This window comes from Bacteroides sp. AM37-9 (assembly GCF_003603455.1).
Lineage (GTDB): Bacteria > Bacteroidota > Bacteroidia > Bacteroidales > Bacteroidaceae > Bacteroides > Bacteroides xylanisolvens.
This window is the reverse complement of sequence record NZ_QTNF01000032.1, coordinates 1-25,317: the sequence shown is the minus strand read 5'-3', so window position 1 is coordinate 25,317 and position 25,317 is coordinate 1. Positions and strand designations below refer to the sequence as shown.

The 25,317-nt window shown below is 41.4% G+C and carries 23 protein-coding genes; 11 read left to right on the top strand and 12 right to left on the bottom strand.

Annotated features, from left to right (window positions below):
- The first annotated feature begins 35 nt into the window (after positions 1-35).
- The 3 genes from DW862_RS19295 to DW862_RS19285 are packed head-to-tail and all read left to right on the top strand — an operon-like array spanning position 36 to position 3,225.
- The gene (locus DW862_RS19295) at positions 36-710 is read left to right on the top strand and encodes a DUF2461 domain-containing protein (RefSeq protein WP_008770653.1); all 675 of its coding nucleotides are present in this window, start codon (positions 36-38) and stop codon (positions 708-710) included.
- Between the two features lie 37 nt (positions 711-747).
- Positions 748-1,194, top strand: a complete 447-nt coding sequence (locus tag DW862_RS19290) for a YhcH/YjgK/YiaL family protein (RefSeq protein WP_008022485.1) — start codon at positions 748-750, stop codon at positions 1,192-1,194.
- Positions 1,195-1,212: 18 nt separating this feature from the next.
- The gene (locus DW862_RS19285; protein ID WP_118195205.1) at positions 1,213-3,225 is read left to right on the top strand and encodes an alpha amylase C-terminal domain-containing protein; all 2,013 of its coding nucleotides are present in this window, start codon (positions 1,213-1,215) and stop codon (positions 3,223-3,225) included.
- Positions 3,226-3,312: 87 nt separating this feature from the next.
- On the opposite strand, the gene DW862_RS19280 is transcribed toward DW862_RS19285, so the two are convergent.
- The 7 genes from DW862_RS19280 to DW862_RS19250 all read right to left on the bottom strand — a co-directional run bounded on the left by DW862_RS19280 (position 3,313) and on the right by DW862_RS19250 (position 10,833).
- A complete protein-coding gene (locus tag DW862_RS19280) occupies positions 3,313-3,801 on the bottom strand; it encodes a PepSY-like domain-containing protein (protein WP_120069999.1) in 489 nt (162 codons plus the stop codon).
- Positions 3,802-3,948: 147 nt separating this feature from the next.
- Positions 3,949-5,646, bottom strand: a complete 1,698-nt coding sequence (locus tag DW862_RS19275) for an alpha-amylase family protein (RefSeq protein ID WP_120070050.1) — start codon at positions 5,644-5,646, stop codon at positions 3,949-3,951.
- Positions 5,647-5,699: 53 nt separating this feature from the next.
- On the bottom strand, positions 5,700-6,506 hold the full coding sequence (locus DW862_RS19270; RefSeq protein ID WP_004316876.1) for a patatin-like phospholipase family protein: 807 nt from the start codon (positions 6,504-6,506) through the stop codon (positions 5,700-5,702).
- A gap of 240 nt (positions 6,507-6,746) precedes the next feature.
- On the bottom strand, positions 6,747-8,294 hold the full coding sequence (locus DW862_RS19265) for a 4Fe-4S binding protein (protein WP_087318095.1): 1,548 nt from the start codon (positions 8,292-8,294) through the stop codon (positions 6,747-6,749).
- A gap of 7 nt (positions 8,295-8,301) precedes the next feature.
- Complete coding sequence (locus DW862_RS19260) at positions 8,302-9,237, bottom strand: DUF362 domain-containing protein (protein ID WP_008022476.1); 936 nt, start codon at positions 9,235-9,237, stop codon at positions 8,302-8,304.
- A 13-nt stretch (positions 9,238-9,250) separates the two neighbouring features.
- Positions 9,251-9,760: a hypothetical protein gene (locus DW862_RS19255; protein WP_004316873.1), complete on the bottom strand. Its 510-nt coding sequence runs from the start codon at positions 9,758-9,760 to the stop codon at positions 9,251-9,253.
- Between the two features lie 359 nt (positions 9,761-10,119).
- The gene (locus DW862_RS19250) at positions 10,120-10,833 is read right to left on the bottom strand and encodes a DUF169 domain-containing protein (protein ID WP_120069996.1); all 714 of its coding nucleotides are present in this window, start codon (positions 10,831-10,833) and stop codon (positions 10,120-10,122) included.
- A gap of 124 nt (positions 10,834-10,957) precedes the next feature.
- Here DW862_RS19250 and DW862_RS19245 point away from each other — a divergent pair, with 124 nt between their 5' ends.
- The 3 genes from DW862_RS19245 to DW862_RS19235 all read left to right on the top strand — a co-directional run bounded on the left by DW862_RS19245 (position 10,958) and on the right by DW862_RS19235 (position 13,989).
- On the top strand, positions 10,958-11,764 hold the full coding sequence (locus DW862_RS19245; protein WP_117683884.1) for a DUF4846 domain-containing protein: 807 nt from the start codon (positions 10,958-10,960) through the stop codon (positions 11,762-11,764).
- A gap of 68 nt (positions 11,765-11,832) precedes the next feature.
- Positions 11,833-13,335 carry a glutamine synthetase family protein gene (locus DW862_RS19240; protein WP_008022468.1) on the top strand — a complete coding sequence of 501 codons (1,503 nt, stop codon included), beginning with the start codon at positions 11,833-11,835 and terminating at the stop codon, positions 13,333-13,335.
- Between the two features lie 408 nt (positions 13,336-13,743).
- Positions 13,744-13,989: an RNA-binding protein gene (locus DW862_RS19235; RefSeq protein ID WP_008640136.1), complete on the top strand. Its 246-nt coding sequence runs from the start codon at positions 13,744-13,746 to the stop codon at positions 13,987-13,989.
- Between the two features lie 62 nt (positions 13,990-14,051).
- Here the strand turns inward: DW862_RS19235 and DW862_RS26025 are convergent, their stop codons facing one another.
- Entirely contained in the window at positions 14,052-14,225 is a 174-nt protein-coding gene (locus DW862_RS26025) for a hypothetical protein (RefSeq protein WP_004316403.1), read from the bottom strand.
- A 136-nt stretch (positions 14,226-14,361) separates the two neighbouring features.
- Between DW862_RS26025 and DW862_RS19230 the strand changes: the two genes are divergently transcribed.
- The gene (locus DW862_RS19230; protein ID WP_009041290.1) at positions 14,362-15,075 is read left to right on the top strand and encodes a DUF4396 domain-containing protein; all 714 of its coding nucleotides are present in this window, start codon (positions 14,362-14,364) and stop codon (positions 15,073-15,075) included.
- A gap of 104 nt (positions 15,076-15,179) precedes the next feature.
- Here DW862_RS19230 and sucD read toward each other — a convergent pair whose 3' ends face one another.
- From sucD to thiD, 4 genes are all read right to left on the bottom strand, one after another.
- Entirely contained in the window at positions 15,180-16,040 is an 861-nt protein-coding gene (sucD, locus tag DW862_RS19225; RefSeq protein ID WP_009041291.1) for a succinate--CoA ligase subunit alpha, read from the bottom strand.
- A 32-nt stretch (positions 16,041-16,072) separates the two neighbouring features.
- On the bottom strand, positions 16,073-17,203 hold the full coding sequence (gene sucC / locus DW862_RS19220) for an ADP-forming succinate--CoA ligase subunit beta (protein WP_120069993.1): 1,131 nt from the start codon (positions 17,201-17,203) through the stop codon (positions 16,073-16,075).
- Between the two features lie 200 nt (positions 17,204-17,403).
- Positions 17,404-18,291 (bottom strand): ACP S-malonyltransferase, encoded by an 888-nt coding sequence (gene fabD, locus DW862_RS19210; protein WP_004316407.1) that lies wholly within the window; start codon positions 18,289-18,291, stop codon positions 17,404-17,406.
- Between the two features lie 50 nt (positions 18,292-18,341).
- A complete protein-coding gene (thiD, locus tag DW862_RS19205; RefSeq protein ID WP_008640142.1) occupies positions 18,342-19,178 on the bottom strand; it encodes a bifunctional hydroxymethylpyrimidine kinase/phosphomethylpyrimidine kinase in 837 nt (278 codons plus the stop codon).
- Between the two features lie 341 nt (positions 19,179-19,519).
- Between thiD and DW862_RS19200 the strand changes: the two genes are divergently transcribed.
- The 4 genes from DW862_RS19200 to xylE all read left to right on the top strand — a co-directional run bounded on the left by DW862_RS19200 (position 19,520) and on the right by xylE (position 24,845).
- A complete protein-coding gene (locus DW862_RS19200) occupies positions 19,520-20,251 on the top strand; it encodes an NUDIX domain-containing protein (RefSeq protein WP_004295874.1) in 732 nt (243 codons plus the stop codon).
- Between the two features lie 118 nt (positions 20,252-20,369).
- A complete protein-coding gene (locus DW862_RS19195) occupies positions 20,370-21,893 on the top strand; it encodes a xylulokinase (RefSeq protein ID WP_120069990.1) in 1,524 nt (507 codons plus the stop codon).
- 42 nt (positions 21,894-21,935) lie between these two features.
- A complete protein-coding gene (xylA, locus tag DW862_RS19190; protein WP_004295876.1) occupies positions 21,936-23,252 on the top strand; it encodes a xylose isomerase in 1,317 nt (438 codons plus the stop codon).
- Between the two features lie 138 nt (positions 23,253-23,390).
- Positions 23,391-24,845 carry a D-xylose transporter XylE gene (xylE, locus tag DW862_RS19185; protein WP_004316410.1) on the top strand — a complete coding sequence of 485 codons (1,455 nt, stop codon included), beginning with the start codon at positions 23,391-23,393 and terminating at the stop codon, positions 24,843-24,845.
- The last annotated feature ends 472 nt before the right edge of the window (positions 24,846-25,317 follow it).

Sequence of the window (25,317 nt, the reverse complement as noted above, 5' to 3'; positions counted from 1 at the left end):
ATAAAATTTGTACGTTTGTAGAGTAATAATAGAAAATGATAAAGATGAACATACCCGTTATCTTTCAGTTTTTAAAAGATCTTTCCGCGAATAATAATCGTGAGTGGTTTAATGAGCACAAGGCAGAATATGAAACAGCCCGTGCCGAGTTCGACAACTTTTTGGCAACAGTGATTGCCCGTATTTCCCTGTTTGATGAAACTATCCGGGGAATTCAACCCAAAGACTGTACTTATCGCATTTACCGGGATACCCGCTTCTCTGCGGATAAAACACCTTATAAAATACATTTCGGTGGTTATATCAATGCCAAAGGAAAGAAATCTGACCATTGTGGATATTATGTCCACTTGCAGCCGGATGGTTCGATGCTTGCCGGAGGAAGCTTGTGTCTGCCTTCCAATATCCTGAAAGCAGTGCGTCAGTCTATTTATGACAATATCGAGGAATTTGTTGCGATCGTAGAGGATCCGGAGTTTAAGAAATACTTTCCGGTGATAGGGGAGGATTTTCTGAAAACAGCTCCGAAAGGTTTCCCGAAAGACTTCAAGTACGTTGATTATTTGAAATGTAAAGAGTATGTTTGCTCTTATAATGTTCCTGATGACTTCTTTACCCGGCCGGATATGTTGGAACAGATGGACAAAGCGTTCCGCCAGTTCAAGCGGTTTGCTGATTTTATAAATTATACGATTGATGATTTTGAATAAATAATGCCTGGAATATAAACTTTAAAATTTAACTTATATGGTAGTAGATACTTTAGAAAATCTGGAGAAATATGCGTCTTTAAATCCTTTGTTTGCACAAGCCATTGACTTCTTGAAGTCTCATGACCTCCAAGCCATGGAAATTGGTAAGACAGAACTGAAAGGGAAAGATCTGTTCGTGAATATCGCACAAACCAAGCCTAAAACAAAAGAGGAAGCCAAACTGGAAACTCATAACGAATTTATTGATATTCAAATCCCGTTGTCGGGAACAGAAATTATGGGGTATACCGCTGCAAAAGATTGTGTTCCGGCAGATGCACCTTATAACGCAGAAAAAGACATTACTTTCTTTGAAGGATTGGCAGAAACATACGTTGCCGTAAAACCGGGAATGTTTGCTATCTTCTTCCCGCAAGACGGTCATGCTCCCGGCATCACTCCGGATGGTGTGAAAAAAGTAATCGTAAAAGTAAAAGCATAATCCTAATTCAATTCTGATATGGAAAAGACACTTAATCTCATAAAAAATGATCCCTGGCTGGAACCTTTTGCCGGTGCTATCACCGGGCGTCATCAGCATGTATTAGACAAGGAAGCTGAATTGACGAATAAAGGCAAACAAACCCTTTCAGATTTTGCATCGGGGTATCTTTATTTTGGATTGCATCGCACCGATAAGGGATGGACTTTCCGTGAATGGGCGCCCAATGCTACTCATATTTATATGGTGGGTACATTTAATAATTGGGAGGAAAAAGCAGCCTATAAGCTGAAAAAACTAAAGAATGGCAATTGGGAAATTAACCTGCCGGCGGATGCCATTCATCATGGCGATCTCTACAAGTTGAATGTATACTGGGAAGGCGGACAAGGCGAGCGTATTCCTGCATGGGCTACTCGTGTGGTACAGGATGAACAGACCAAGATATTCAGTGCGCAAGTCTGGGCTCCGGAGAAACCCTATAAATTCAAAAAGAAAACATTCAAGCCCGACACGAATCCACTGTTGATTTATGAATGTCATATCGGAATGGCACAACGGGAGGAAAAAGTGGGCACTTATAACGAATTCCGCGAGAAAATACTTCCCCGTATCGCTGAAGAAGGGTATAACTGTATCCAGATTATGGCCATTCAGGAACATCCTTATTATGGAAGTTTCGGTTATCATGTATCCAGCTTTTTTGCTGCCTCTTCCCGTTTTGGTACTCCCGACGAATTGAAAGCATTGATCGATGCCGCTCATGAGATGGGAATTGCTGTGATTATGGACATTGTTCATTCACATGCAGTGAAGAATGAAGTAGAAGGATTAGGAAACTTTGCCGGTGATCCGAATCAGTATTTCTATCCGGGCGTTCGTCGTGAACATCCGGCTTGGGATTCTCTATGCTTCGATTATGGCAAGAACGAAGTGATTCACTTCTTATTGTCTAACTGCAAGTATTGGCTGGAAGAATATAAATTTGACGGCTTCCGTTTTGACGGAGTCACTTCTATGCTATATTATAGTCATGGTTTGGGTGAAGCCTTCTGTAACTATGGAGATTATTTCAACGGTCATCAGGATGATAATGCGATTTGTTACCTGACATTAGCTAATGAAGTGATTCATCAGGTAAATCCGAAAGCGATAACCATTGCGGAAGAAGTTTCCGGTATGCCGGGGCTGGCTGCAAAAGTAGAAGATGGCGGTTACGGCTTCGATTATCGTATGGCCATGAACATTCCGGATTACTGGATCAAGACAATCAAAGAAAAGATTGATGAAGACTGGAAACCTTCCAGCATGTTCTGGGAAGTAACCAACCGTCGTCAGGATGAAAAGACCATTTCGTATGCAGAAAGCCACGACCAGGCATTAGTGGGAGACAAGACAATTATCTTCCGTCTGATTGATGCCGATATGTACTGGCATATGCAAAAGGGAGATGAAAATTATGTTGTCAACCGAGGTATCGCTTTGCACAAGATGATTCGTTTATTGACCTCTTCAACCATCAACGGAGGTTATCTGAACTTCATGGGAAATGAATTCGGGCATCCCGAATGGATTGACTTCCCGCGTGAAGGTAACGGATGGTCATGTAAATATGCCCGTCGCCAATGGGATTTGGTAGACAACAAGAATCTGACCTATCATTATATGGGTGATTTTGATAAGGATATGCTGAAAGTTCTGAAGAGCGTGAAAGACTTCCAGGCAACACCTGTTCAGGAAATATGGCATAATGATGGCGATCAGGTATTGGCATACGGACGTAAAGACCTTATATTTGTCTTTAACTTTAATCCGAAACAGTCATTTACCGACTATGGATTCCTGGTAACTCCGGGAGCTTATGAAGTAATATTGAATACGGACGACGTTGCATTTGGAGGAAACGGTTTGGCAGATGATTCTGTAGTGCACTTTACTATTGCCGATCCGCTGTACAGTAAGGAAAAGAAAGAGTGGTTGAAACTCTACATTCCTGCCCGTACCGCCGTAGTGCTTAGAAAGAAGAAATAATTTTATCTTTAAATAAGAAGCCCCTGCAACTATCATTGTATATCTGCAGGGGCTTTTTCGTATATTGCGCTATTGAATGATTTAGTTCTAGTTTACCAAAAAGGTACTTGGTCCGAGAATATCATACATATCACTCACGTTGCGTGTTTTCAGTAATATTCCTTGTGGAGTATAGAATAACTGATATTTGATGTCAACGTTATCTTGGCCTACTTTAATTACAATAATAGCTTGCCATTTAGGAAACTCTACCATCGTCACATTATCTACCACCCAACTTGCGTATGGCCCGGATACAAAAGCATTATAGACTGCCGGTGACAGACGATCAAGGCTAACAAGGTCAGTCTGTGTCATCACCCATTGCCCCCGGACGTTAAACCACACATTTTTAGTAAATCCGTTCATTACAAAATTGGCGCAATAATATCCGTCATCTTGTGACCAGGCAATGCCGTTTGCTTTGGGATACATTTTCTTGAAAGTTGCCTGTACATTGCCGGGAGGGGTATCTCCAAAGACAGATGTAGATAATAGCAAAAACAGTGTGATCGCACAAATCATAAATTTCTTCATAAGCTTTGAGTTTAGAGAATTAGTTATAACTAAACAGCCTTTGAGAATATTTGTTTGAGCGATGTACATAAAATAATCCTCCGGGCATTATATAAGTGAAATGCCCGGAGGATAAGGAGTATGCGGTTCTTATCTTACTCTTTTTACTTAAAAAGTAATCTTTAAAATTTTTCCGTTATAACCTCCGACCGAAACATCTGTCGGTTTATAAGGTAATAAGCAGATTTCTTCTTTAGCACCGGTCATCAAATCGATAGCCTGATAAGACTCCATTTGAGGAATCTGCAAAAAATCGAAGGCATGTGAAGGTACGTTGATGGCAACATCTACCAGTTGACTGTCGAAATTAATAACGAAAAACAGAATCTCGTTTTTGTATTTCCGCATAAAAGTATATTGTTTATGCTCATTGAAACGCCATCCGTTTATATTGGCATACATCAAGTCAAAGAATACCCCCTTTTTGATTGCCTGCTCTTCGTTGCAAAGCGTCAGTACTTTTTGATAGATAGAGTAGAGGTGCTTATGTTCTTCAGTAAGCATTTTTCCGTCAAACTTTCCTCCGTTACGCCAACGACGTATAGTATCTACGCTCCAATAATCAAATATGGTAGTCCGTCCGTCTCTTCCGCTGAATCCTTCGCTATCCATGCCCAGCTCTCCGAACTCCTGACCGAAATAGATCATCATAGGATTGGTGTTCATACAAGCAGAAACAATTAGTGCGGGAATCCCTTTACGCGGATTACCGGCAAAGAAATCAGATGCGATACGTTGCTCATCGTGGTTCTCCAGGAAGTTGAGCATTTTTTTCTCGATTCCATTCAGACTTTGCCAGCAATGAGTGATTGCAGTGGCAGATTCATATCCGCAGGCTACGTTCCGTAATGTATCGTACAATCCTACCTTATCATATAGATAATCAAACTTGCCACGGAACAGATAGTTACGATATTCACTGGGATTATAGACTTCTGCGATAAAAAGTATTTCAGGATAAACCTCTTTTACTTGAGGAATAGCCCATTCCCAAAATTCAACGGGAACCATTTCTACCATGTCACAACGGAAACCGTCAATGTTCTTTGACGCCCAGAAAAGAAGAATGTCCAGCATCTTTATCCAAGTGTCCGGAGTCGGGGAGAAGTGGCAGGTACCGCCATTCTGATAATCCACTCCATAGTTTAATTTCACCGTTTCATACCAGTCGGTGATATTAGGCGTAGCATCAAAACGATTGTTACCGGTAGCTTTAGCCGGAAATTCCCGGTAAGGCTCTGCTGCACCGTCTTTCATATCGAACTGGGCACGAAGTTCCGCTTGCGGAATATAATAGAAATTATTGTATGGACTGAAAGATTGATTGGGGTCATCGTTAGCCCCTAATTCCGTCGTACCGTCGGGCTGTGCGTCCGAATGGTACTGGCGTGCTACGTGATTAGGTACAAAATCTATAATCACTTTCAAACCTGTGCGATGTGTACGGTGTACCAGGTTCTCAAATTCTTTCATACGTCCCTGTACATCGTTGGCCAGGTCAGGATCTACATCATAATAATCCTTGATGGCATAGGGAGAGCCAGCTTTTCCTTTCACAATGGCAGGATGATCCGGACTGATGTTATAACGGCGATAATCCGTTTGAGTGGCATGTTCGATGATGCCTGTATACCATATATGTGTAGTACCTAATTTTTTGATTTCACCAAGTGCCTTGAGCGTGAAATCAGCCATTTTTCCACAACCGTTGGTGGCAATGTCGCCATTGTAGACACAGTGGTTGTTGTTATTTCCAAACAGACGGGTGAACACTTGATAGATAATTATTTTATTTTCGTCATTCATATAGAGTAGATTATTAATATTCGTATTCATTCTTTTTTCCGATGGATAGGAGGTTACTTCCATATTTTCCCTTTTTCTTCCAACAGTTGATTAAGTACTTCATTGGCTGTATTATATCCCTGTCCGAAGATTTCTTCTGCTTTCTCCAGTTCGGTATTGCTATATCCGTATAAATTGTATGGTTCGATTAATAAATCACACTTTTCCCTTTCTGGAAAAGTATTGGCGCGGAACATAAAATGGAATGAACGCATAGCAATGCTTACAATATTCATTTTGTAGTCCTGTGCCATGATGGGGCTTACGTTGACAGCCACCACCTTGTCGCACACTCTACGCAGGGTAGAGACAGGAAGATTCATCATCAATCCTCCGTCTACATAGTTAGTGCCATCTATATTGACTGGTGCGAACATAACAGGCATACAACAAGAAGCAGCAACCCGTTCAGCAATACTGCCGCGGTGAAAATGAACCATGCGTCCATGATCGAGGTCGGTTGCTGTGATAATCAGAGGAAGTTGTAAATCTTCCAAGTTTTTTGCTTTAACGTTGGTTCGGAGAAAGTCTATAAATTCACAAAGGTCAAATAATCCTTTTTTAGGAATTACCAGTTTGGTTAAATCCTGGAATTTATGTCCGGAGAAATAATCAAGAACTTTGTGGGGTTCGTTGCCATCAGCATAAAAGACACCGGCAAGTGCTCCTGCGCTTACTCCGGAGATGATTTCCGGTTTAATATCATGCTCTAAAAGAGCTTGCATAACTCCCAAATGGGCAAATCCTTTAATAAATCCTCCGCTTAGTGCATAGCCAATCTGATATTTCCGGCTATTCCTGTTATTTGTGAATACCTCCATGAGTTGCTTTCTTTAGTTCGCCACGAATTTAGTGAATTTATTGAAAGTAGGAGGAATATAATGAATAGTTTTTTTAAGAGAACGTTATAAGTAGTTTTTTGTTATCCATAGAACACAATAAATGCGGATAACATGGAACTTTAATTGCGTAAGTATAAAGTTTTGTTATCCGCATTAAAATATATCACAATAGAGCACAAATATACGGATGGAATCTTTTACACCGGCACTGTGTGCTGATTAGAATCCGAAATCGTCTATCTCCACTTTATGTTCTTCGTTTTCTTTAAAAGGTTTTGCTTCTTTTTGTACTGGATTTCCTTCGATATAGATAGCGCGGAATGGACGGGCAGGGCAAACATATTCGCATCCTCCACAACCTACGCATATTTCTTTGTTTACATGAGGGATCGTTAATCCGTCTTTATATGGTACCATTGCCACAGCCTGTGTAGGACAGTGCTCGGAGCACGCTCCGCAACTGGTTCCATCAGTATAAACGATGCAATTTTCCTCGATAAAAACAACATATCCCATTTGTGTAAGATGTTTTTGCTCTACACTTATGGGAAGAATTGCTCCATTGGGACAAACGTCTCCGCAAACAGTACAGTCAAAATTACAAAATCCTTTCTCAAAACTAACGGTCGGCTGCATTATACCTGCCAAACCATACTCCATAAAAGCAGGTTGCAGAACATGAGAGGGGCATTTGCTGACACAAAGATGACAGGATGTACATTGCTGTTGAAAGTGTTCCCGACTGATAGAGCCCGGAGGAGTGATTGGATTCTCCTTTTTGTATGCCTTTTTGCCTTCCAGTCTAGCAACAGATTCTTTGGCTTGGGACAGGAGTTTGGGAGCAGCTCCGGCAGTAACAAGACCGGCAACCAAAAAGCGGCGTTTGGATGAATCCGTGTCCGGTGATGATGGTACAGGGGCTTCTACGTTTGCTTGTTGTTTCTTTAAAGAAGGGTTGTAGACCAATGCCTTTTGCTTGCATGCTCCCAGGCAGTCGAAACAATCTACGCAGCGGCTATAATCAATGGCATGTTCCTTACTATTGATGCAGGAGGCTTTGCATTTAGTAGCACAAAGCCCGCATCCATTACATTTCGCAGTATCGATACGGACCTTAAATAATGAAAAGCGGCTCAATAATCCCAATATTGTTCCTACGGGACAAACCGTATTGCACCATGTCCGCCCGTGTTTCCATGCCATTACAAAAATAACTGCAAGAGTGATAACAGCAATGAGAAGAGAAGAAATGCTTAAAACAGAGGTATCTACCTGATAAAATGTATAATTGTCGAATTTGGAAAAGACAGATTCCAACAGATTATTCCCCAACATGTAGATAGGTTTGAATATATGCACTACTACACGTCCATACGCACTGTATGGATCGAGCAGGCCTACAATAAATGTAAATCCGCATAGAAACCCGATTACTGTCAGCCCGAGTATGCCCCAACGCGATTTATTTTTTGCGGGACTGTAACTATATCTTTTTTTCTTTTTCCCTATTGATTTTGAAATGCGTGCAATGACATCCTGCAAAATACCCATAGGGCAAATTGTAGAACAATAAACGCGTCCAAACAAGAGCGTTAACACGGTGAGAAATAATAAGATACCTATACTTAGTGAAAGGACAGCTGGAACAAACTGCAAATGTGCCAGCCGATGAAAACTGTTCGGTAATATTTCTGCAAAATCGAGAAAAAAGAAAGAAATCAGCACAAATAAAAGTGCTGATATTCCAATACGTAGCCTTCTTAACATTGTTATTTTACATCTTAATTCGCTTGACATTCAGCTTGTCAATGTTCATGGTTCCTATTTTCAGTGCTTCTCCTTTAGCGAGGTGTCCCACAGTATCTAGTGGCATCTCACGTACTTGATTGAAGAATTTGGCGGCAGCCGTGTCCACTGCTACAATATCCGGTGAAATGAACAGTCCTTTCGCTAATACGACATCCGAGGCAGAACGTCCTCGCGGACCATTGGTTTTCATGATACGATAAGCGTCCACTACGTTTAACACAGCTTTCTTTTCCAGTGTACAGATATCGGCAATACATTGTTGCAAGTCATTCTGGTGGAAAAATCCACGATCCCAGACAATTCCCATGTGATTTTTCATTGAGATAGTCAGATTGGCGCCCCCGTGGTTTTTCAGGATGGGAACATTGATCCATACATCGCAATTCAGGATGGCTTCATGTATCTTTGCTTTCTTCATCTTCTGACCGTTGGGTAGGTTTACCGGCTTGTAATAAGACTCCAAATGAGCAGGCATTACTTTTGCTCCGGCAGCTTTTGCCGCCGCTTCGATGCCGCTGTTTTTGTAACACTTCTGCCAATCGTCACAAGTATGATCGAATACGGTCACTTCTTTAGCTCCGGCAGCAAAGCATTGTTTCACGATTTCAGCAATCAGTTGCGGGTTGGTGTTTCCTGCCAGTTCCGGCACTTTATCCCAACCGATATTAGGTTTTACGACCACCTTCTGTCCCGGTTTTACGAATTGTTTCATACCGCCCAGTTCGCTGATAGCACGGCGGAACATAGCTTCCGGTTCTCCACCCATAACGGCTACCAAGTCCGGATTGCCTCCGTTCGTATTATTAATAGTCTGGGTTAATATTTCCATTGCCTCCGAATGCTGAATACTCAATGCGGCACCGGTTATGGCTACTGTTTTTAAAAAGTCCCTTCTGTCCATTTTTGTTTTTACTTTAGAGTTTTGCAATCGCTTTCAGTAGGGCGTAGCCGCCAAACCATTGAATTAACATACCGGGAATACCAATGCGGAAATCTTGCACTGCTGCATGGAAATTTCCGATGAATGCCCATTCAAAAGCAGTTCCTATAATCTGATAGGAGAGAACGACACCGAGAATAGCCCATAAAGAAACGGATTTCAGTGTTCGTGCAGCCAAGGCGGAAGTACCGGCAAGTAAAGCGGATTTTATCAATATAATGGGGAGTGCAGCTCCCGAAGGCATTGCAAATAACAGGTGATTGATGACAGGAGAAAGAATTGCTGTCAGTAATCCCACACGAAAGCCATATTTATAAGCTGCGATCAACGTGAAAAAATAGATCGGCAATAAAGTAGGGCCACCGTATGGTACAAGATGACAGATTTGTGGAAGTGCAATGTTGCCTGTCACAAATAGCAGGGCAAAGAGGTAAGTTCTTACATTGCTGTAATTCAGTGAATAGAGTTTAGCAGATGTTTCCATTTTCGTTGATAACTTTAAAGTTTAATAGAACGATAATATATAAAAAATTAGACTTCTTTCCGCAGAAAAGGTTTAATCCGGACAAAGAACTATTTGCTAAAGTAACTGTCTAAAATTAGTTAATAGAAAAAAGGAGACTTCGTTGCGTTTTGAATAACAACTTATAATACGAACTAATTTAAGCATTTACTTTATGATATTAAAAATGGGACAGAAAAGTTTCAAGCCTATTTGAAACACTTTGTTTCACTACGGGAAACTGTTTGTTTCACCGCTTGAAACCATTCGTTTCACACCGAGAAACAAACAGTTTCAAAGCTTGAAACATATTTTGAAACTATTTGGTTTGTACTTTTGCCTTATTCGGCGCCCATTCTTTCCCGGATCTTTCCCCATGCATGCGTATCAAACAGGCAACTTTGGCGCATAGTCCCACACATTTCTCTGAATCTGGACATAGGTATCGTATAACTCAACTTATCCGCTTCAAAGTACGGACGCACCGACGGATCGAAGAAACCAATAAATGTCCGCTTGCCTCCTTTGCGGTTTTCAAGAGTGGCTTGTGTCACTATGGAACTGCAACCGGAACCGAATAAGGAAACGACACCATCTTCGGCATTGTTATCATAGTAAGCCCATGTAGTCAGTCCGGAAAGCATATCAGGATTGGCGATAAACATGACGCCTTCCATTTGTTCCAGACTTGCCACTTTGTCTATACGGGCAAAATGAAGGTATTTCTTTTCTGTCCTCGGAACTCCGAGTTGCCGGATAAATTCAATGACCATTTCCGGAGTCTGTTTATATCGTTCTTTTAGTGAGACAAAAGTCGGTACGCGTTCAGGCATTTCTGTAAAACCTGTGTAGAATTTGCCGCCACCGCAACCGATATTTTCTGCATTCAAGCTGATAGTGCCACCTTCTCTGACAGTCTTCATACCCTTAAAGAAGCAACCGTTAATTTTCTCTGTTGTTCCTTCCAGTATATCCGAATACCAAAATACAAGAGGTAATTCGGCATTCTCTCCGAATGCCTCCTTGAAGTTCTGAATAAATGTTTGGATGTCCATAGCTTTTCAATTTTAGTTATGTATGTAGGTCTTTGTACAAAGTTAAAATAAAAATAGACATTCATCCTCTTTTTAAACAATAATTACTTATATTTGTCCGGAACAGAATATAAAGAGAAGCGTTATGAAGTATTTACTAATATATATAGGGTTACTTTGTACATCCCTGCAATTGTGGGGACAAGAAACGGTTGCTACAAGAATCGCTCCTCCGACGGGATATGTCAGGGAGGCTTGTTCCGATCATTCGTTTACAGGTTACTTACGTAATTTGCCTTTGATGCCGAAAGGTAGTAAAGTGATGCTTTATAATGGAAAAGAAAAATCGAATCAGTCTGCAGCTTACGCTGTAATCGATATGGAAATAGGTAACCGTGATTTGCAACAGTGTGCCGATGCGGTAATGCGTTTGCGGGCGGAATATCTGTGGAAACATAAACGATATGGAGAAATAAAATTCAACTTCACCAATGGTTTCCCTGCCGGGTATAAGAAATGGGCGGAAGGAAATCGGATAAAAGTCAGCGGCAATCAAGTGCAATGGTATGCTGCGGGCAAAGGAGTGGATTATTCCTATAAAACTTTCCGTAACTATCTCGATATGGTCTTTATGTATGCCGGAACGGCTTCTTTATCCCGCGAGCTTCAGGCTGTGTCTTATACTTCTTTGCAACCCGGTGATGTATTTATTAAAGGAGGCTCACCCGGACATGCAGTCATTGTTGTAGATGTTGCTGTTCATCCGGTTACCAAAAAGAAAGTATTCCTGTTGGCGCAGAGCTATATGCCTGCACAACAGATTCATATTCTTGTAAATCCTGTCAGTCGTAGCCTTTCCCCCTGGTATGAATTGGCGGAAACGGATGCGGGGAAACTATATACTCCGGAATGGATTTTTAGCCGGAAAGATTTAAAACGCTTTAAGGAGTAGAATCTTTTCGTTATCTTTGGCATTTAACAAACCGTTTTTAATCATACAACAACGAAAAACAACCGATTATGAATCAAGATTTGTCAATGAATGCTAACCAGTTGGTAGCATTCCTTCAAAAGCCAACTTCAGAGTTTACCAAAGCCGACATTATCTCATTTATCCAGCAAAAAGATATCCGCATGGTCAATTTCATGTATCCGGCGGGAGACGGTCGTCTGAAAACCCTGAATTTTGTTATCAACAATCAAGCCTATTTGGAAGCTATTCTTACTTGTGGAGAACGGGTAGACGGCTCCAGTCTTTTTTCTTTCATAGAAGCGGGCAGTAGTGACCTTTATGTGATTCCCCGTTTCTGCACTGCATTCGTTGACCCGTTTGCCGAGATTCCGACGCTGTCTATGCTTTGCTCTTTCTTCAACAAAGACGGCGAACCTCTCGAAAGTGCACCAGAACACACCCTTTACAAAGCAAGCAAAACTTTTACAGAAGTTACCGGAATGGAATTTCAGGCAATGGGCGAATTGGAATATTATGTAATAGCCCCGGATACAGGTATGTTTCAGGCAACCGACCAACGTGGTTATCACGAATCGGGTCCATACGCTAAATTCAATGAGTTCCGTACTCAATGTATGTCTTATATCGCGCAAACAGGCGGGCAAATAAAGTATGGACACTCCGAAGTGGGTAATTTTACGCTGGATGGCTATATTTATGAACAGAATGAGATTGAGTTCCTGCCGGTTCCTGTATCGCAGGCGGCAGATCAGTTGATGATTGCCAAATGGGTGATTCGTAATCTGGGATACAGATATGGATATAATGTGACCTTTGCTCCTAAAATTACAGCCGGTAAGGCAGGGTCGGGCTTGCACGTACACATGCGTATCATGAAAGACGGCAAGAACCAAATGTTGAAAGACGGCGTTTTGTCGGAAACAGCGCGTAAAGCAATTGCCGGAATGATGGTGCTTGCTCCTTCAATCACTGCCTTTGGAAATACCAATCCTACTTCTTATTTCCGTCTTGTTCCTCATCAGGAGGCACCTACCAATGTTTGCTGGGGAGATCGTAACCGTTCCGTATTAGTACGTGTACCATTGGGATGGGCTGCAAAAACAGATATGTGTACATTAGCTAATCCGTTGGAAGCCGAAAGCCATTTTGACACCAGCCAGAAGCAGACTGTAGAAATGCGTTCTCCGGATGGTTCGGCAGATTTGTATCAACTGTTGGCCGGTTTGGCTGTTGCCTGCCGTCATGGTTTTGAGATTGAAAATGCATTGGATATCGCTCAAAAGACGTATGTGAATGTGAATATCCATCAGAAAGAGAATGAAGATAAACTGAACTCACTGGCACAACTGCCGGATAGCTGTGAGGCTTCTGCCGATTGCCTGCAACAACAACGGGCAATATTTGAACAATATAATGTCTTTAGTCCGGCAATGATTGATGGTATCATCCGCAGACTTCGCAGTTACGAAGATAAAACGTTGCGTGCGGATTTGGAAGGAAAGCCGATGGAGATGTTAGATCTCGTACATAAGTATTTCCATTGTGGCTAATCTGCAAACTGATATATAAAATAAAAGGCTATCTTCTGTTTCAAAGAAGGTAGCCTTTTATTTTCTGATGCAGAATTAACTATAAGTATTTGTTTTTCAAAGAGCTTATAACAAAGAAACTATAGAAGGCTAATCAGATGATTGGTGGCAGATAGTTTGATATAATAGAGTTTAAACGTTAAGTATTGGCCTGTTTTCATAAAAAAGATGTTTTGAGAAAAGAAAAAGGAGGGAATATAGTGCATTATCTCCAAATAATGCTTTCCTTTGTACCAACAACAATAAAGAGGTTTATTACGATTTGATTTTTTTACGTGAATCTTCTCATTTATTTGAGCATATCCATTTCTAATTAAGATCTTCCTAAAACTTTCTTATTGAATTATTAATTTTTTATATTTGTATTTTATGAATTTGTACATTGGAAATCTTAGCTATAATGTTAAGGAATCGGATTTGAGAAATGTAATGGAAGAGTATGGAACAGTTGCTTCAGTAAAGTTAATCACAGATCGTGAAACTAGAAGATCAAAAGGCTTTGCGTTTATCGAAATGCCGGATGATACAGAAGCTAACAACGCTATCAAACAATTGAACGGTGCAGAATATGTAGGTCGTTCAATGGTAGTGAAAGAAGCATTGCCAAAGAACTAATACTGAATAAATAGACAGTAATAGAGAAGGGCGCACTAGGAAACTAGCGCGCCCTTCTTCTGTTAATCCTCATTATTATCTTCTTCATCATCCACCATATTATTGAGTTCCAATTCCAGGTCTACCAGCTCTTGTTCCCATAATTTCAGGATATTCTTCGGTGTATCTTTTGCAGCTTTCTTTATTCTTTCTTGAGCAACAGATACTTCATGCTCTAATTGTCTACGTCTGCTCATATTTTTATTGTTTTGATTATGAAATGATAACAACTCGTGTGTGGAATAGTTCGACAGGCAAAATTAAAAAGTAGTGGGCTGAACTATTCGCAAATAAAGTATGTTTTGTAGTCTGAATCTTTTAAAACATACAATCATGCTCAATTTAATAGCCGTATTCTTAGTCTGTTCAGGTATCGGAATAGCAGTACATATTGCCATAGACCTGACACATCGTCCGCAATCAATGAAAATAATGAATGCAGTTTGGATATTATCTGCATTGTGGGGAAGTTATTTAGCTTTATGGGCGTATAATAAGTTCGGGCGGAGCAGTCCGATGAAGATGGAGGATGACGGGATGAAAGGGATGGGCATGTCTGACATGAAAGATATGGATATGTCAATGGGAGAGATGAGGCGTCCATATTGGCAATCGGTAGCTCTGTCGGCTCTTCATTGTGGCGCAGGCTGCACATTGGCAGATATCATAGGAGAGTGGTTTACGAATTATGTTCCTGTAACTGTTGCAGGCAGTCAACTTGTTGGGAATTGGGTACTTGATTTTGTATTGGCTTTGATTATTGGCGTTTATTTTCAGTTTTATGCGATTCGGGAAATGGAAAAAATCTCCGTAGGGAATGCATTAACTCGCGCTTTCAAAGCAGATTTCTTTTCTCTTTTATCCTGGCAGGTAGGAATGTACGGTTGGATGGCAATTGTTTATTTTGTGCTGTTCATCAATGAGCCATTGCCCAAAGATACATGGATATTTTGGTTTATGATGCAGTTGGCTATGCTTTTCGGTTTCTTTTGCGCTTATCCGATGAATGCTCTTCTTATAAAATTAGGTATAAAGAAAGGTATGTAAAATAAATGCAGATTCACTTAAAATGATAAGTATGAAATTACTTATTTTGAGTGAATCTGCATCTGTAATATTACTACTTCTGTTTTTTATTTCTCTTTTGGAGGTTACTTTTTCAATAGTTTGGGTATATCCGAAGGCTCTTGTGCCACTCGGATACCAGCTGCTTCCAAAGATTCAATTTTCTCTTTTGCCGAACCGGAACTTCCTGAAATAATAGCGCCTGCATGCCCCATTTGTTTTCCCGGAGGAGCTGATTGGCCGGCAATAAATGCAACCACAGGTTTAGTTACATTATTACGGATATATTCGGCCGCTTGTTCTTCCGCATTTCCTCCAATCTCTCCAATCAGGACGATTGCTTCTGTTTCCGGATCATTCTGAAACATTTCCAGCAGTTGGCGGAAGTGAAGTCCTACAACAGGATCGCCTCCTATGCCGATAGCGGTGGATTGTCCCATTCCATTAGCTGTTAAGTGATACACAATCTCGTAAGTAAGTGTTCCGCTACGGCTGATAACACCTACATTTCCTTCTAAAAAGACTTGTCCTGGTAAGATGCCAACCATGCTTTTTCCCGGAGAGATAAGTCCCGGACAGTTAGGCCCGATCAACATGGCGCCTTTTTGTTCGGCAAACCGATGCGCCTTAATCACGTCCAGTGTGGGAATTCCTTCTGCAATGCAGACTATGATACGGATGCCTGCGTCCGCTGCCTCCATGATAGCATCTGCCGCAAAACGTGCCGGAACGAAAATGATGGAGGTATTAGCCTTTGTCTGCTCGACAGCGTCATACATGGTGTTGAATACGGGGATTCCGTCCACATCTGTTCCTCCTTTGCCCGGAGAAGTACCCCCGACCACTTTGGTTCCATATTCTTTCATCTTTTTGGCATGGAAAAGCCCGTCTCTGCCAGTGATTCCTTGCACAATCAAACGGGTGGATTTATCTATTAGTATGCTCATAATTGCTTTATTTTTTAGTGATTTGGTACGTATTATGCTTTCAGAGCCATAAGAGCAGCCTCTTTCATCGTTGTGGCTATTTGGAAACGGCTGTAATTCCGTAACAGTTCCCGTCCGATATGTTCATTGGTGCCTGTAAGCCGGACGATGACGGGGACATTGCTGTTTATCTGCTCGAATGCCTGAAGAAGTCCCATTGCTACATCATCGCAACGAGTGATCCCACCGAAAATATTAATCAGGACCACTTTTACTTTCTCATCCTGCAATAAGAGTTTCATAGCTTCAATAACCTTGACAGGATTGGAGCTGCCACCGATGTCGAGAAAATTAGCAGGCTGACCGCCGTAAAGTTTAATCATGTCCATAGTAGCCATGGCAAGTCCGGCGCCATTTACCATACAACCGATATTGCCGTCCATGTGAACATAACTGAATCCTTTATCTTTGGCATCTGCTTCCACTTTTTCTTCTTCCGTCGGATCAAACAAAGCATGAATCTCCGGATGCCGATAGAGCGCATTGTCATCAAAAACGATCTTTGCGTCAATGGCCATTAACGTACCTTTCTTTGTAAGTGCCAGCGGATTTACTTCCACTAACGACGCGTCATTCTCCACAAAGATTCTATAAAGTTCCTGAAGGATGGCAGCCATTTTACCTGCCTGTTCCATTTGGGGGAAGAGAGTGAAAGCAAAACGTCTTGCCAGATAGTCGGGAAGGCCAATGAATGGATTGATTGAATATCGGATGATTTTCTCCGGTGTCTGACGGGCTACCTCTTCAATATCCATACCACCGGATGCACTCATCATCAGAACGACAGAACGTGTATTCCGGTCGATGGTATAACTGACGTAATATTCTGCAGCAATATCAACCGCTTCGCTGACCAGAACTTGATTGACTGGAAGACCTTTAATGCTCATTCCGAGAATGTTCTTGGCTTCCTGATAAGCATCTTCCGTATTGTTTACCAGTTTTACTCCTCCGGCTTTTCCCCGGCCTCCGGTTAATACTTGTGCTTTTATAACCACTCTGTCTGTTCCCATCCTCCGGTATGCAGCCAGGACGCCTGCGGCAGTACGGCATAAAGTGTGCCTCTCGACAGGTATTCCGTACTTGGAGAAAATCTCTTTCGCTTGATATTCATGTATTTTCATGGCTCATAAATTTGAGTAAATGATTCCTATAATAAAAACAAAAGAAAGATTCGGAAAGTTTGCCGGAAAAGAAAAGTATCAGGGTGTTTTACAACATGTTCGTTTGTATTCCACCTATGGTTTTCATATAAAAAAAGCGTGTTGGCAATAGTTACCAACACGCTCTATATCACTTAAAGATAAAGTCTGCTTACGGATATTTATGCAATACCGTGAGCATTGACAGTACCGTCAATCTTTTTAATCAATCCTTGAAGTACGGCACCCGGGCCACATTCTGTAAAATCAGTAGCACCGTCAGCAACCATATTCTTTACTGATTGTGTCCAACGTACGGAAGCAGTCAATTGGGCAACCAGATTCTTTTTGATTTCTGCAGGGTCAGTGTGAGGAAGCGCATCCACATTCTGATATACCGGACATTTAGGAGTATGTATTTCGGTAGCTTTAATAGCAGCTTCCAGTTCTATTTTAGCAGGATCCATTAATGGAGAATGGAAAGCACCACCCACTTTCAGCGGAAGAGCACGTTTGGCTCCGGCAGCTTTCATCAGTTCGCACGCCTTTTCGATACCCGGTACAGAGCCGGAGATAACGATTTGTCCCGGGCAGTTGTAGTTGGCCGGTACGCAAACTTCACCTTCTGCATTTACTGCTGCACAGATTTCTTCTACTTTTTCATCCGGCAATGCGATAATAGCAGCCATGGTGGAAGGAGTAGCTTCGCAAGCTTTCTGCATAGCCATTGCACGTGCATACACAAGTTTCAATCCATCTTCAAAACTCAATGCACCGGCAGCTACCAATGCAGAGAACTCACCGAGTGAGTGGCCGGCAGTCATTTCCGGTTTGAAGTCGTCGCCCATGCAAAGAGCAGAAATAACAGAGTGAAGGAAAACGGCAGGTTGAGTAACCTTTGTCTGACGAAGATCTTCGTCTGTGCCGTCGAACATGATATCTGTAATGCGATATCCGAGGATATCATTTGCTTTTTCAAACAATTCTTTTGCTAAAGCTGAGTTTTCATACAGGTCTTTACCCATTCCTACAAATTGAGCGCCTTGACCGGGAAATACAAATGCTTTCATATTTTTATTATTTAATTGATTTTTAATTGCGGGTGCAAAGTTACGTATTTTTATGATACAACCGCACAAAAAGTACACATTTGTGCAACGGTGTCCGGAAAATGCCATAAAGGGCCGTTACCATGGCCGATATTCAATTCTTTTCCTGCGATAATGGCTTGAGTGATATATGTTTTCGCATGCTGGATGGATTCTCGCATGGGGTAGCCTTTGGCAAGATAGGTGGCAATAGCGGAAGAGAGGGTGCATCCCGTTCCATGCAGATTATGGCTTTCTATTTTTTTCTCCTCATATATATGGTAGATAAATTCGGACGTATGCAAAAGGTCGCACATATTGTCTCCTTCCAGATGTCCGCCTTTTAGTAAGATATTAGTCTGATAATCATCCGTCAGCATTTTGGCAGCGGTCTGCATATCCTGAATGTTGTGAATACTTTTACCTGTAAGTACTTTTGCTTCATCAATATTAGGGGTGATTAGTGTGACAAGCGGTAAAAGTTCTTTTTTGATTTCTTCTATCGCTTCATCTGTCATAAGTTTCCTTCCGCTGGTAGACACCATTACCGGATCGTAAACGACGTATGCAGGTGAATATTTTTGTAGACAGTCGGAAATTACACGAACGATCTGAATGTCATTTATCATTCCTATTTTGATGGCAACCGGTTGCAGGTCGTCCATCACGGCTTCTATTTGTCCACGAACCATATCCGGAGAAATGGACTGTACGGCACGTACCCCCAGTGTGTTTTGTACGGTGATAGCAGTAATGGCCGATGCTGCATAGCCTCCTAAAGCCGAGATTGTTTTTATGTCTGCCTGAATACCTGCGCCTCCCGAACAATCGGAGCCGGCAATGGATAAAATGACTGGATGACGTTCCATTTTAGATTTTTTAATATTTACCCGACAAAGATAGAATAAAAAACGATAAGGTACAAAATGACATATCGTTTAAAATACAATAAGTACCTTTCCGGGTATCTGTTGGAAAAGATATGAAAAGTACTGATAATAAAGCGTCCATCTAGTTTTTGTACTTTATACAATTACTCACCCGTGGAAATACTAAAATACATATTGTAATTCGTAAGATAACACTAACTATTCATATTGTAGAATGTATGATATGTATTTATATGAAAAACAATGTTTTATAGCATAGTTCTTATTTTTGTTTTGATGGTTTTTAGCCTCTATATTTGCATCGTCTTAAAGAAATAGATATGCAAAATTTACAGAAAAATACACCTTTAGCAAACAATCATATATCAGTGGACTGTGTAGTGATTGGTTTTGACGGAGAACAACTGAAAGTGTTGCTTGTAAAACGTGCAGGTGAGGATAATGGAGAAGTATATCATGATATGAAACTTCCCGGAAGTCTTATCTATATGGATGAAGCCCTGGATGAAGCTGCACAACGAGTTTTGTATGAACTGACAGGACTTAAAAATGTGAATCTGATGCAGTTTAAAGCATTTGGTTCTAAAAACAGAACGAGTAATCCGAAAGATGTACGTTGGTTGGAAAGAGCTATGCAGTCAAAAGTGGAGCGTATTGTTACCATTGCATATTTGTCGATGGTGAAGATAGATCGTACGTTGGATAAGAATCTGGACGATCACCAGGCTTGCTGGGTCGCTTTGAAAGACGTGAAAACACTGGCTTTCGACCATAATCTGATTATAAAGGAGGCAATGACTTATATTCGTCAGTTCGTAGAATTTAATCCTTCCATGTTGTTCGAACTGCTTCCGCGTAAATTTACAGCCGCACAATTAAGGACTCTTTTTGAATTAGTATACGACAAAGCCGTGGACGTGCGTAACTTCCATAAAAAAATAGCAATGATGGAATATGTAGTTCCTTTGGAAGAAAAACAACAAGGAGTGGCTCACCGTGCTGCCCGTTATTATAAATTTGATAAGAAGATATATAATAAGGTAAGAAGGTAGACCCTGTTCAAGTATTAAGTATCAAGTATTAAGTATTAGGCGTTGGATGTTAAAGCATTAATTGTCGGACATTGAGCGTAAATCGTAAATAGTAAATCGTTTAATCGTAAATAAAATTATGTTTCTATTAGGTTATGACATAGGTAGCTCGTCTGTAAAAGCGAGTTTGGTAAATGCGGAGACTGGTAAATGTGTATCCTCGGCATTTTTTCCGAAAACAGAAGCGAATATTATTGCAGTGAATCCCGGATGGGCGGAACAAGATCCTGAAAGTTGGTGGGAAAACTTAAAGTTGTCCACGCAGGCTATTATGACCGAATCCGGAGTTAGTGCCGCTGAAATTAAAGCCATCGGCATCTCTTATCAGATGCACGGATTGGTTTGTGTTGATAAGAATCAGCATGTATTGCGTCCTGCTATCATCTGGTGTGACTCTCGTGCGGTGCCATACGGTCAGAAAGCGTTTGAGACAATCGGGGAGGAGAGATGTCTTTCTCATTTGTTGAATTCGCCGGGAAATTTTACCGCTTCCAAGTTGGCGTGGATTAAAGAAAACGAACCTGCCATCTATGAGCAGATTGATAAGATAATGCTGCCGGGCGATTATATTGCCATGAAGTTGAGTGGAGAAATCTGCACAACTGTTTCCGGACTTTCGGAAGGTATGTTCTGGGATTTCAAGAACAACCGGGTGGCTGATTTCTTAATGGATTATTACGGATTTGATTCTTCTTTGATTGCAGATATTAAACCGACCTTTGCAGAGCAGGGACGTGTAAATGCAATAGCTGCCAAAGAGCTTGGACTGAAAGAAGGAACACCGATTACTTATCGTGCAGGCGACCAGCCTAACAATGCCCTTTCTTTGAATGTGTTTAATCCGGGAGAGATCGCTTCTACGGCAGGAACATCGGGAGTGGTTTATGGCGTGAACGGTGAAGTGAACTATGATTCGCAGTCACGCGTCAATACCTTTGCGCATGTCAATCATACCATAGATCAGACACGTTTGGGAGTATTGCTTTGCATCAACGGAACGGGTATTCTTAATTCATGGGTAAAACGCAACATTGCTCCCGAAGGAATATCTTATAATGAAATGAATGTATTGGCTTCCAAAGCTCCTATCGGTAGTGCGGGAATCAGTATCCTGCCCTTTGGTAACGGTGCCGAACGTATGCTGAACAATAAAGAAATCGGTTGCAGTATCCGTGGACTGGATTTTAATACGCATGGCAAACACCACATTATCCGTGCCGCTCAAGAAGGTATTGTATTCTCTTTTAAATATGGCATTGATATCATGGAGCAAATGGGAATTCCTGTGAAGATGATCCATGCCGGACACGCTAATATGTTCTTGAGTTCTATCTTCCGCGATACTTTGGCGGGAGTCACAGGAGCCACTATCGAGCTTTACGATACGGATGGTTCCGTAGGCGCTGCGAAAGGTGCGGGCATCGGTGCAGGTATCTACAAGGATAACAATGAGGCATTTGCTACGCTTGACAAACTGGATGTGATTGAGCCTAATGTGGCAAAACGCCAGGAATATGCTGACGCGTATGCAAAATGGAAATACCGTCTTGAAAAGTCGATGACCGGTAACATACCGGCTCCGGTTCTATCTTCAGATAAATAATTAACAATTTAAATAATAACCATTTTAAAAAATAAAAGAATTATGGCAACAAAAGAATTTTTCCCGGGAATTGAAAAGATTAAGTTCGAAGGTAAAGATAGTAAGAATCCGATGGCATTCCGTTACTACGATGCTGAAAAGGTTATCAACGGTAAGAAGATGAAAGATTGGTTGAGATTTGCTATGGCATGGTGGCATACTTTGTGTGCTGAAGGTGGCGACCAATTCGGTGGCGGAACAAAACAATTCCCTTGGAATAGTAATGCTGACGCTATACAAGCTGCAAAAGATAAAATGGATGCAGGTTTCGAATTCATGCAGAAAATGGGTATCGAATACTACTGTTTCCACGATGTAGACTTGGTTTCTGAAGGTGCAAGCATCGAAGAATACGAAGCTAACTTGAAAGCAATCGTAGCATACGCAAAACAGAAACAAGCTGAAACAGGCATCAAACTGTTGTGGGGTACTGCCAACGTATTTGGCCATGCACGTTATATGAACGGTGCTGCTACTAACCCTGATTTTGATGTAGTAGCTCGTGCTGCTGTTCAGATCAAGAATGCAATCGACGCAACTATCGAACTGGGTGGTCAGAACTATGTATTCTGGGGTGGCCGTGAAGGCTATATGTCTCTTCTGAATACAGATCAGAAACGTGAAAAAGAACACTTGGCAAAAATGCTGACCATCGCTCGTGATTATGCTCGTGCCCGTGGTTTCAAAGGTACTTTCCTGATTGAACCGAAACCGATGGAACCGACAAAACATCAGTATGATGTAGATACAGAAACAGTAATCGGATTCCTGAAAGCTCATGGCTTGGATAAAGATTTCAAAGTGAACATTGAAGTAAACCACGCAACTTTGGCTGGTCACACTTTCGAACACGAATTGGCAGTAGCAGTAGACAACGGCATGTTGGGTTCTATCGATGCTAACCGTGGTGATTATCAGAATGGTTGGGATACAGACCAATTCCCGATTGACAACTACGAACTGACACAAGCTATGATGCAAATTATCCGCAACGGCGGTTTGGGTAACGGTGGAACAAACTTCGACGCTAAGACTCGTCGTAACTCTACTGACCTGGAAGATATCTTCATCGCTCACATCGCAGGTATGGACGCTATGGCTCGTGCATTGGAAAGCGCAGCTGCTCTGCTGAACGAATCTCCCTATAAGAAAATGTTGGCTGACCGTTACGCTTCATTTGATGGCGGTAAAGGTAAGGAGTTTGAAGATGGCAAGTTGACTTTGGAAGATGTAGTTGCTTATGCTAAAGCAAACGGTGAACCGAAGCAGACTAGTGGTAAACAAGAACTTTATGAAGCAATTCTGAATATGTATTGCTAATTAACCCCACCACAGATTACACGGATTGTCACAGATTGATTTTCTTCTCTCTTATTTTGAATTTTATCTGTGTCAATCTGTGAAATCTGTGGTGATATAAATCCAACTACTACAACACTACTTTATCTACTTATAACCATGATTAATACAACGAACGAGGGTAGTAAACTCTACCTATATTCGATAACCTCTGTCGCCATTTTGGGAGGACTGCTTTTCGGATACGATACAGCGGTTATTTCCGGTGCAGAGAAAGGCTTGGAGGCTTTTTTCCTTTCGGCCTCTGATTTTCAATACAATAAAGTAATGCATGGAATCACATCTTCCAGTGCATTAATTGGCTGTGTACTGGGTGGTGCGATCTCCGGTATATTTGCTTCCCGTTTGGGACGTCGTAATTCTCTAAGGCTTGCTGCCGTACTCTTTTTCCTTTCAGCATTAGGTTCCTATTATCCGGAAGTCTTGTTTTTCGAATATGGAAAGCCGAACATGGATTTGCTGATTGCTTTTAATTTGTATCGTGTTTTGGGCGGTATCGGTGTTGGACTGGCTTCTGCAGTCTGTCCGATGTATATTGCTGAAATTGCTCCTTCTAATATTCGTGGAACGCTTGTATCGTGTAACCAGTTTGCTATCATCTTCGGTATGTTGGTAGTATACTTCGTGAATTTCCTGATTATGGGCGACCATCAAAATCCTATTATTTTGAAAGATGCAGCCGGTGTACTGTCTGTTAGTGCTGAATCTGATATGTGGACTGTTTATGAAGGATGGCGTTACATGTTCGGTTCGGAAGCTTTCCCTGCCGCTTTCTTCGGTCTGTTATTGTTCTTTGTTCCCAAGACTCCTCGTTATCTTGTATTGATACAGCAGGATGAAAAGGCTTATTCGATTCTTGAAAAGATCAATGGTAAGACAAAAGCACAGGAAATTCTTAATGATATTAAAGCTACTGCTCATGAAAAGACAGAGAAAATCTTTACTTATGGAGTGGCAGTAATTGTAATCGGTATTTTGCTTTCTGTATTCCAACAGGCTATCGGTATTAATGCGGTACTTTATTATGCTCCTCGTATTTTCGAAAATGCAGGTGCAGAAGGAGGTGGCATGATGCAGACAGTTATTATGGGTATTGTAAACATTGTCTTTACATTGGTTGCAATCTTCACTGTAGACCGCTTCGGACGTAAACCACTATTGATAATCGGTTCTATTGGTATGGCTGTAGGTGCATTTGCGGTAGCAATGTGTGATAGCATGGCAATAAAGGGTGTTCTCCCGGTACTTTCAGTGATTGTGTATGCAGCATTCTTTATGATGTCTTGGGGACCGATTTGCTGGGTGTTGATCTCGGAAATATTCCCGAACACCATCCGTGGTAAAGCGGTAGCAATCGCCGTAGCATTCCAATGGATATTCAATTACATTGTATCTTCTACTTTCCCGGCACTGTACGACTTCAGCCCGATGTTTGCATATAGTTTATATGGCATAATCTGTGTGGCTGCTGCCATCTTCGTTTGGCGTTGGGTGCCTGAAACGAAAGGTAAGACACTGGAAGATATGAGCAAACTTTGGAAGAAAAATAAATAAATTAGGTTAGTGTAATTTCATCATGCCATTATGACTTCGGTTTCTTGGCATGGTTCTATTAAGATTATGACATCGTACCAAATGGTAGGGTGTCATAATTGTTTTTATTTGAAACTTTTGGGAACTACTATAAAGTTGAAAAAACATGAAAACATCTGCCACCTGCAACCAAACGCGTGTAATGCACTAGTTGATAAATAGTTGGAGCGTTGCAGATACTGTTGCAGATAGGTTGCAGATCAAAGTATCTGCCACACAGTATAAACCTTACATAAGCCAATTCTCCAGGAGGACAAAAGTTTATTGTATATATTAACTTCCCGTTTCCAGGCGGGGAACTGTCGTTTCCGGCATTAGAAATTACGGTTTCCACGGTAGGAAACGAGAGTTTCTAAGGCGGGACACTACAGTTTCTACGCAAGGATACTGTCGTTTCCCCGTAGAGACACCACCATTTCTCCACGGAGTCACC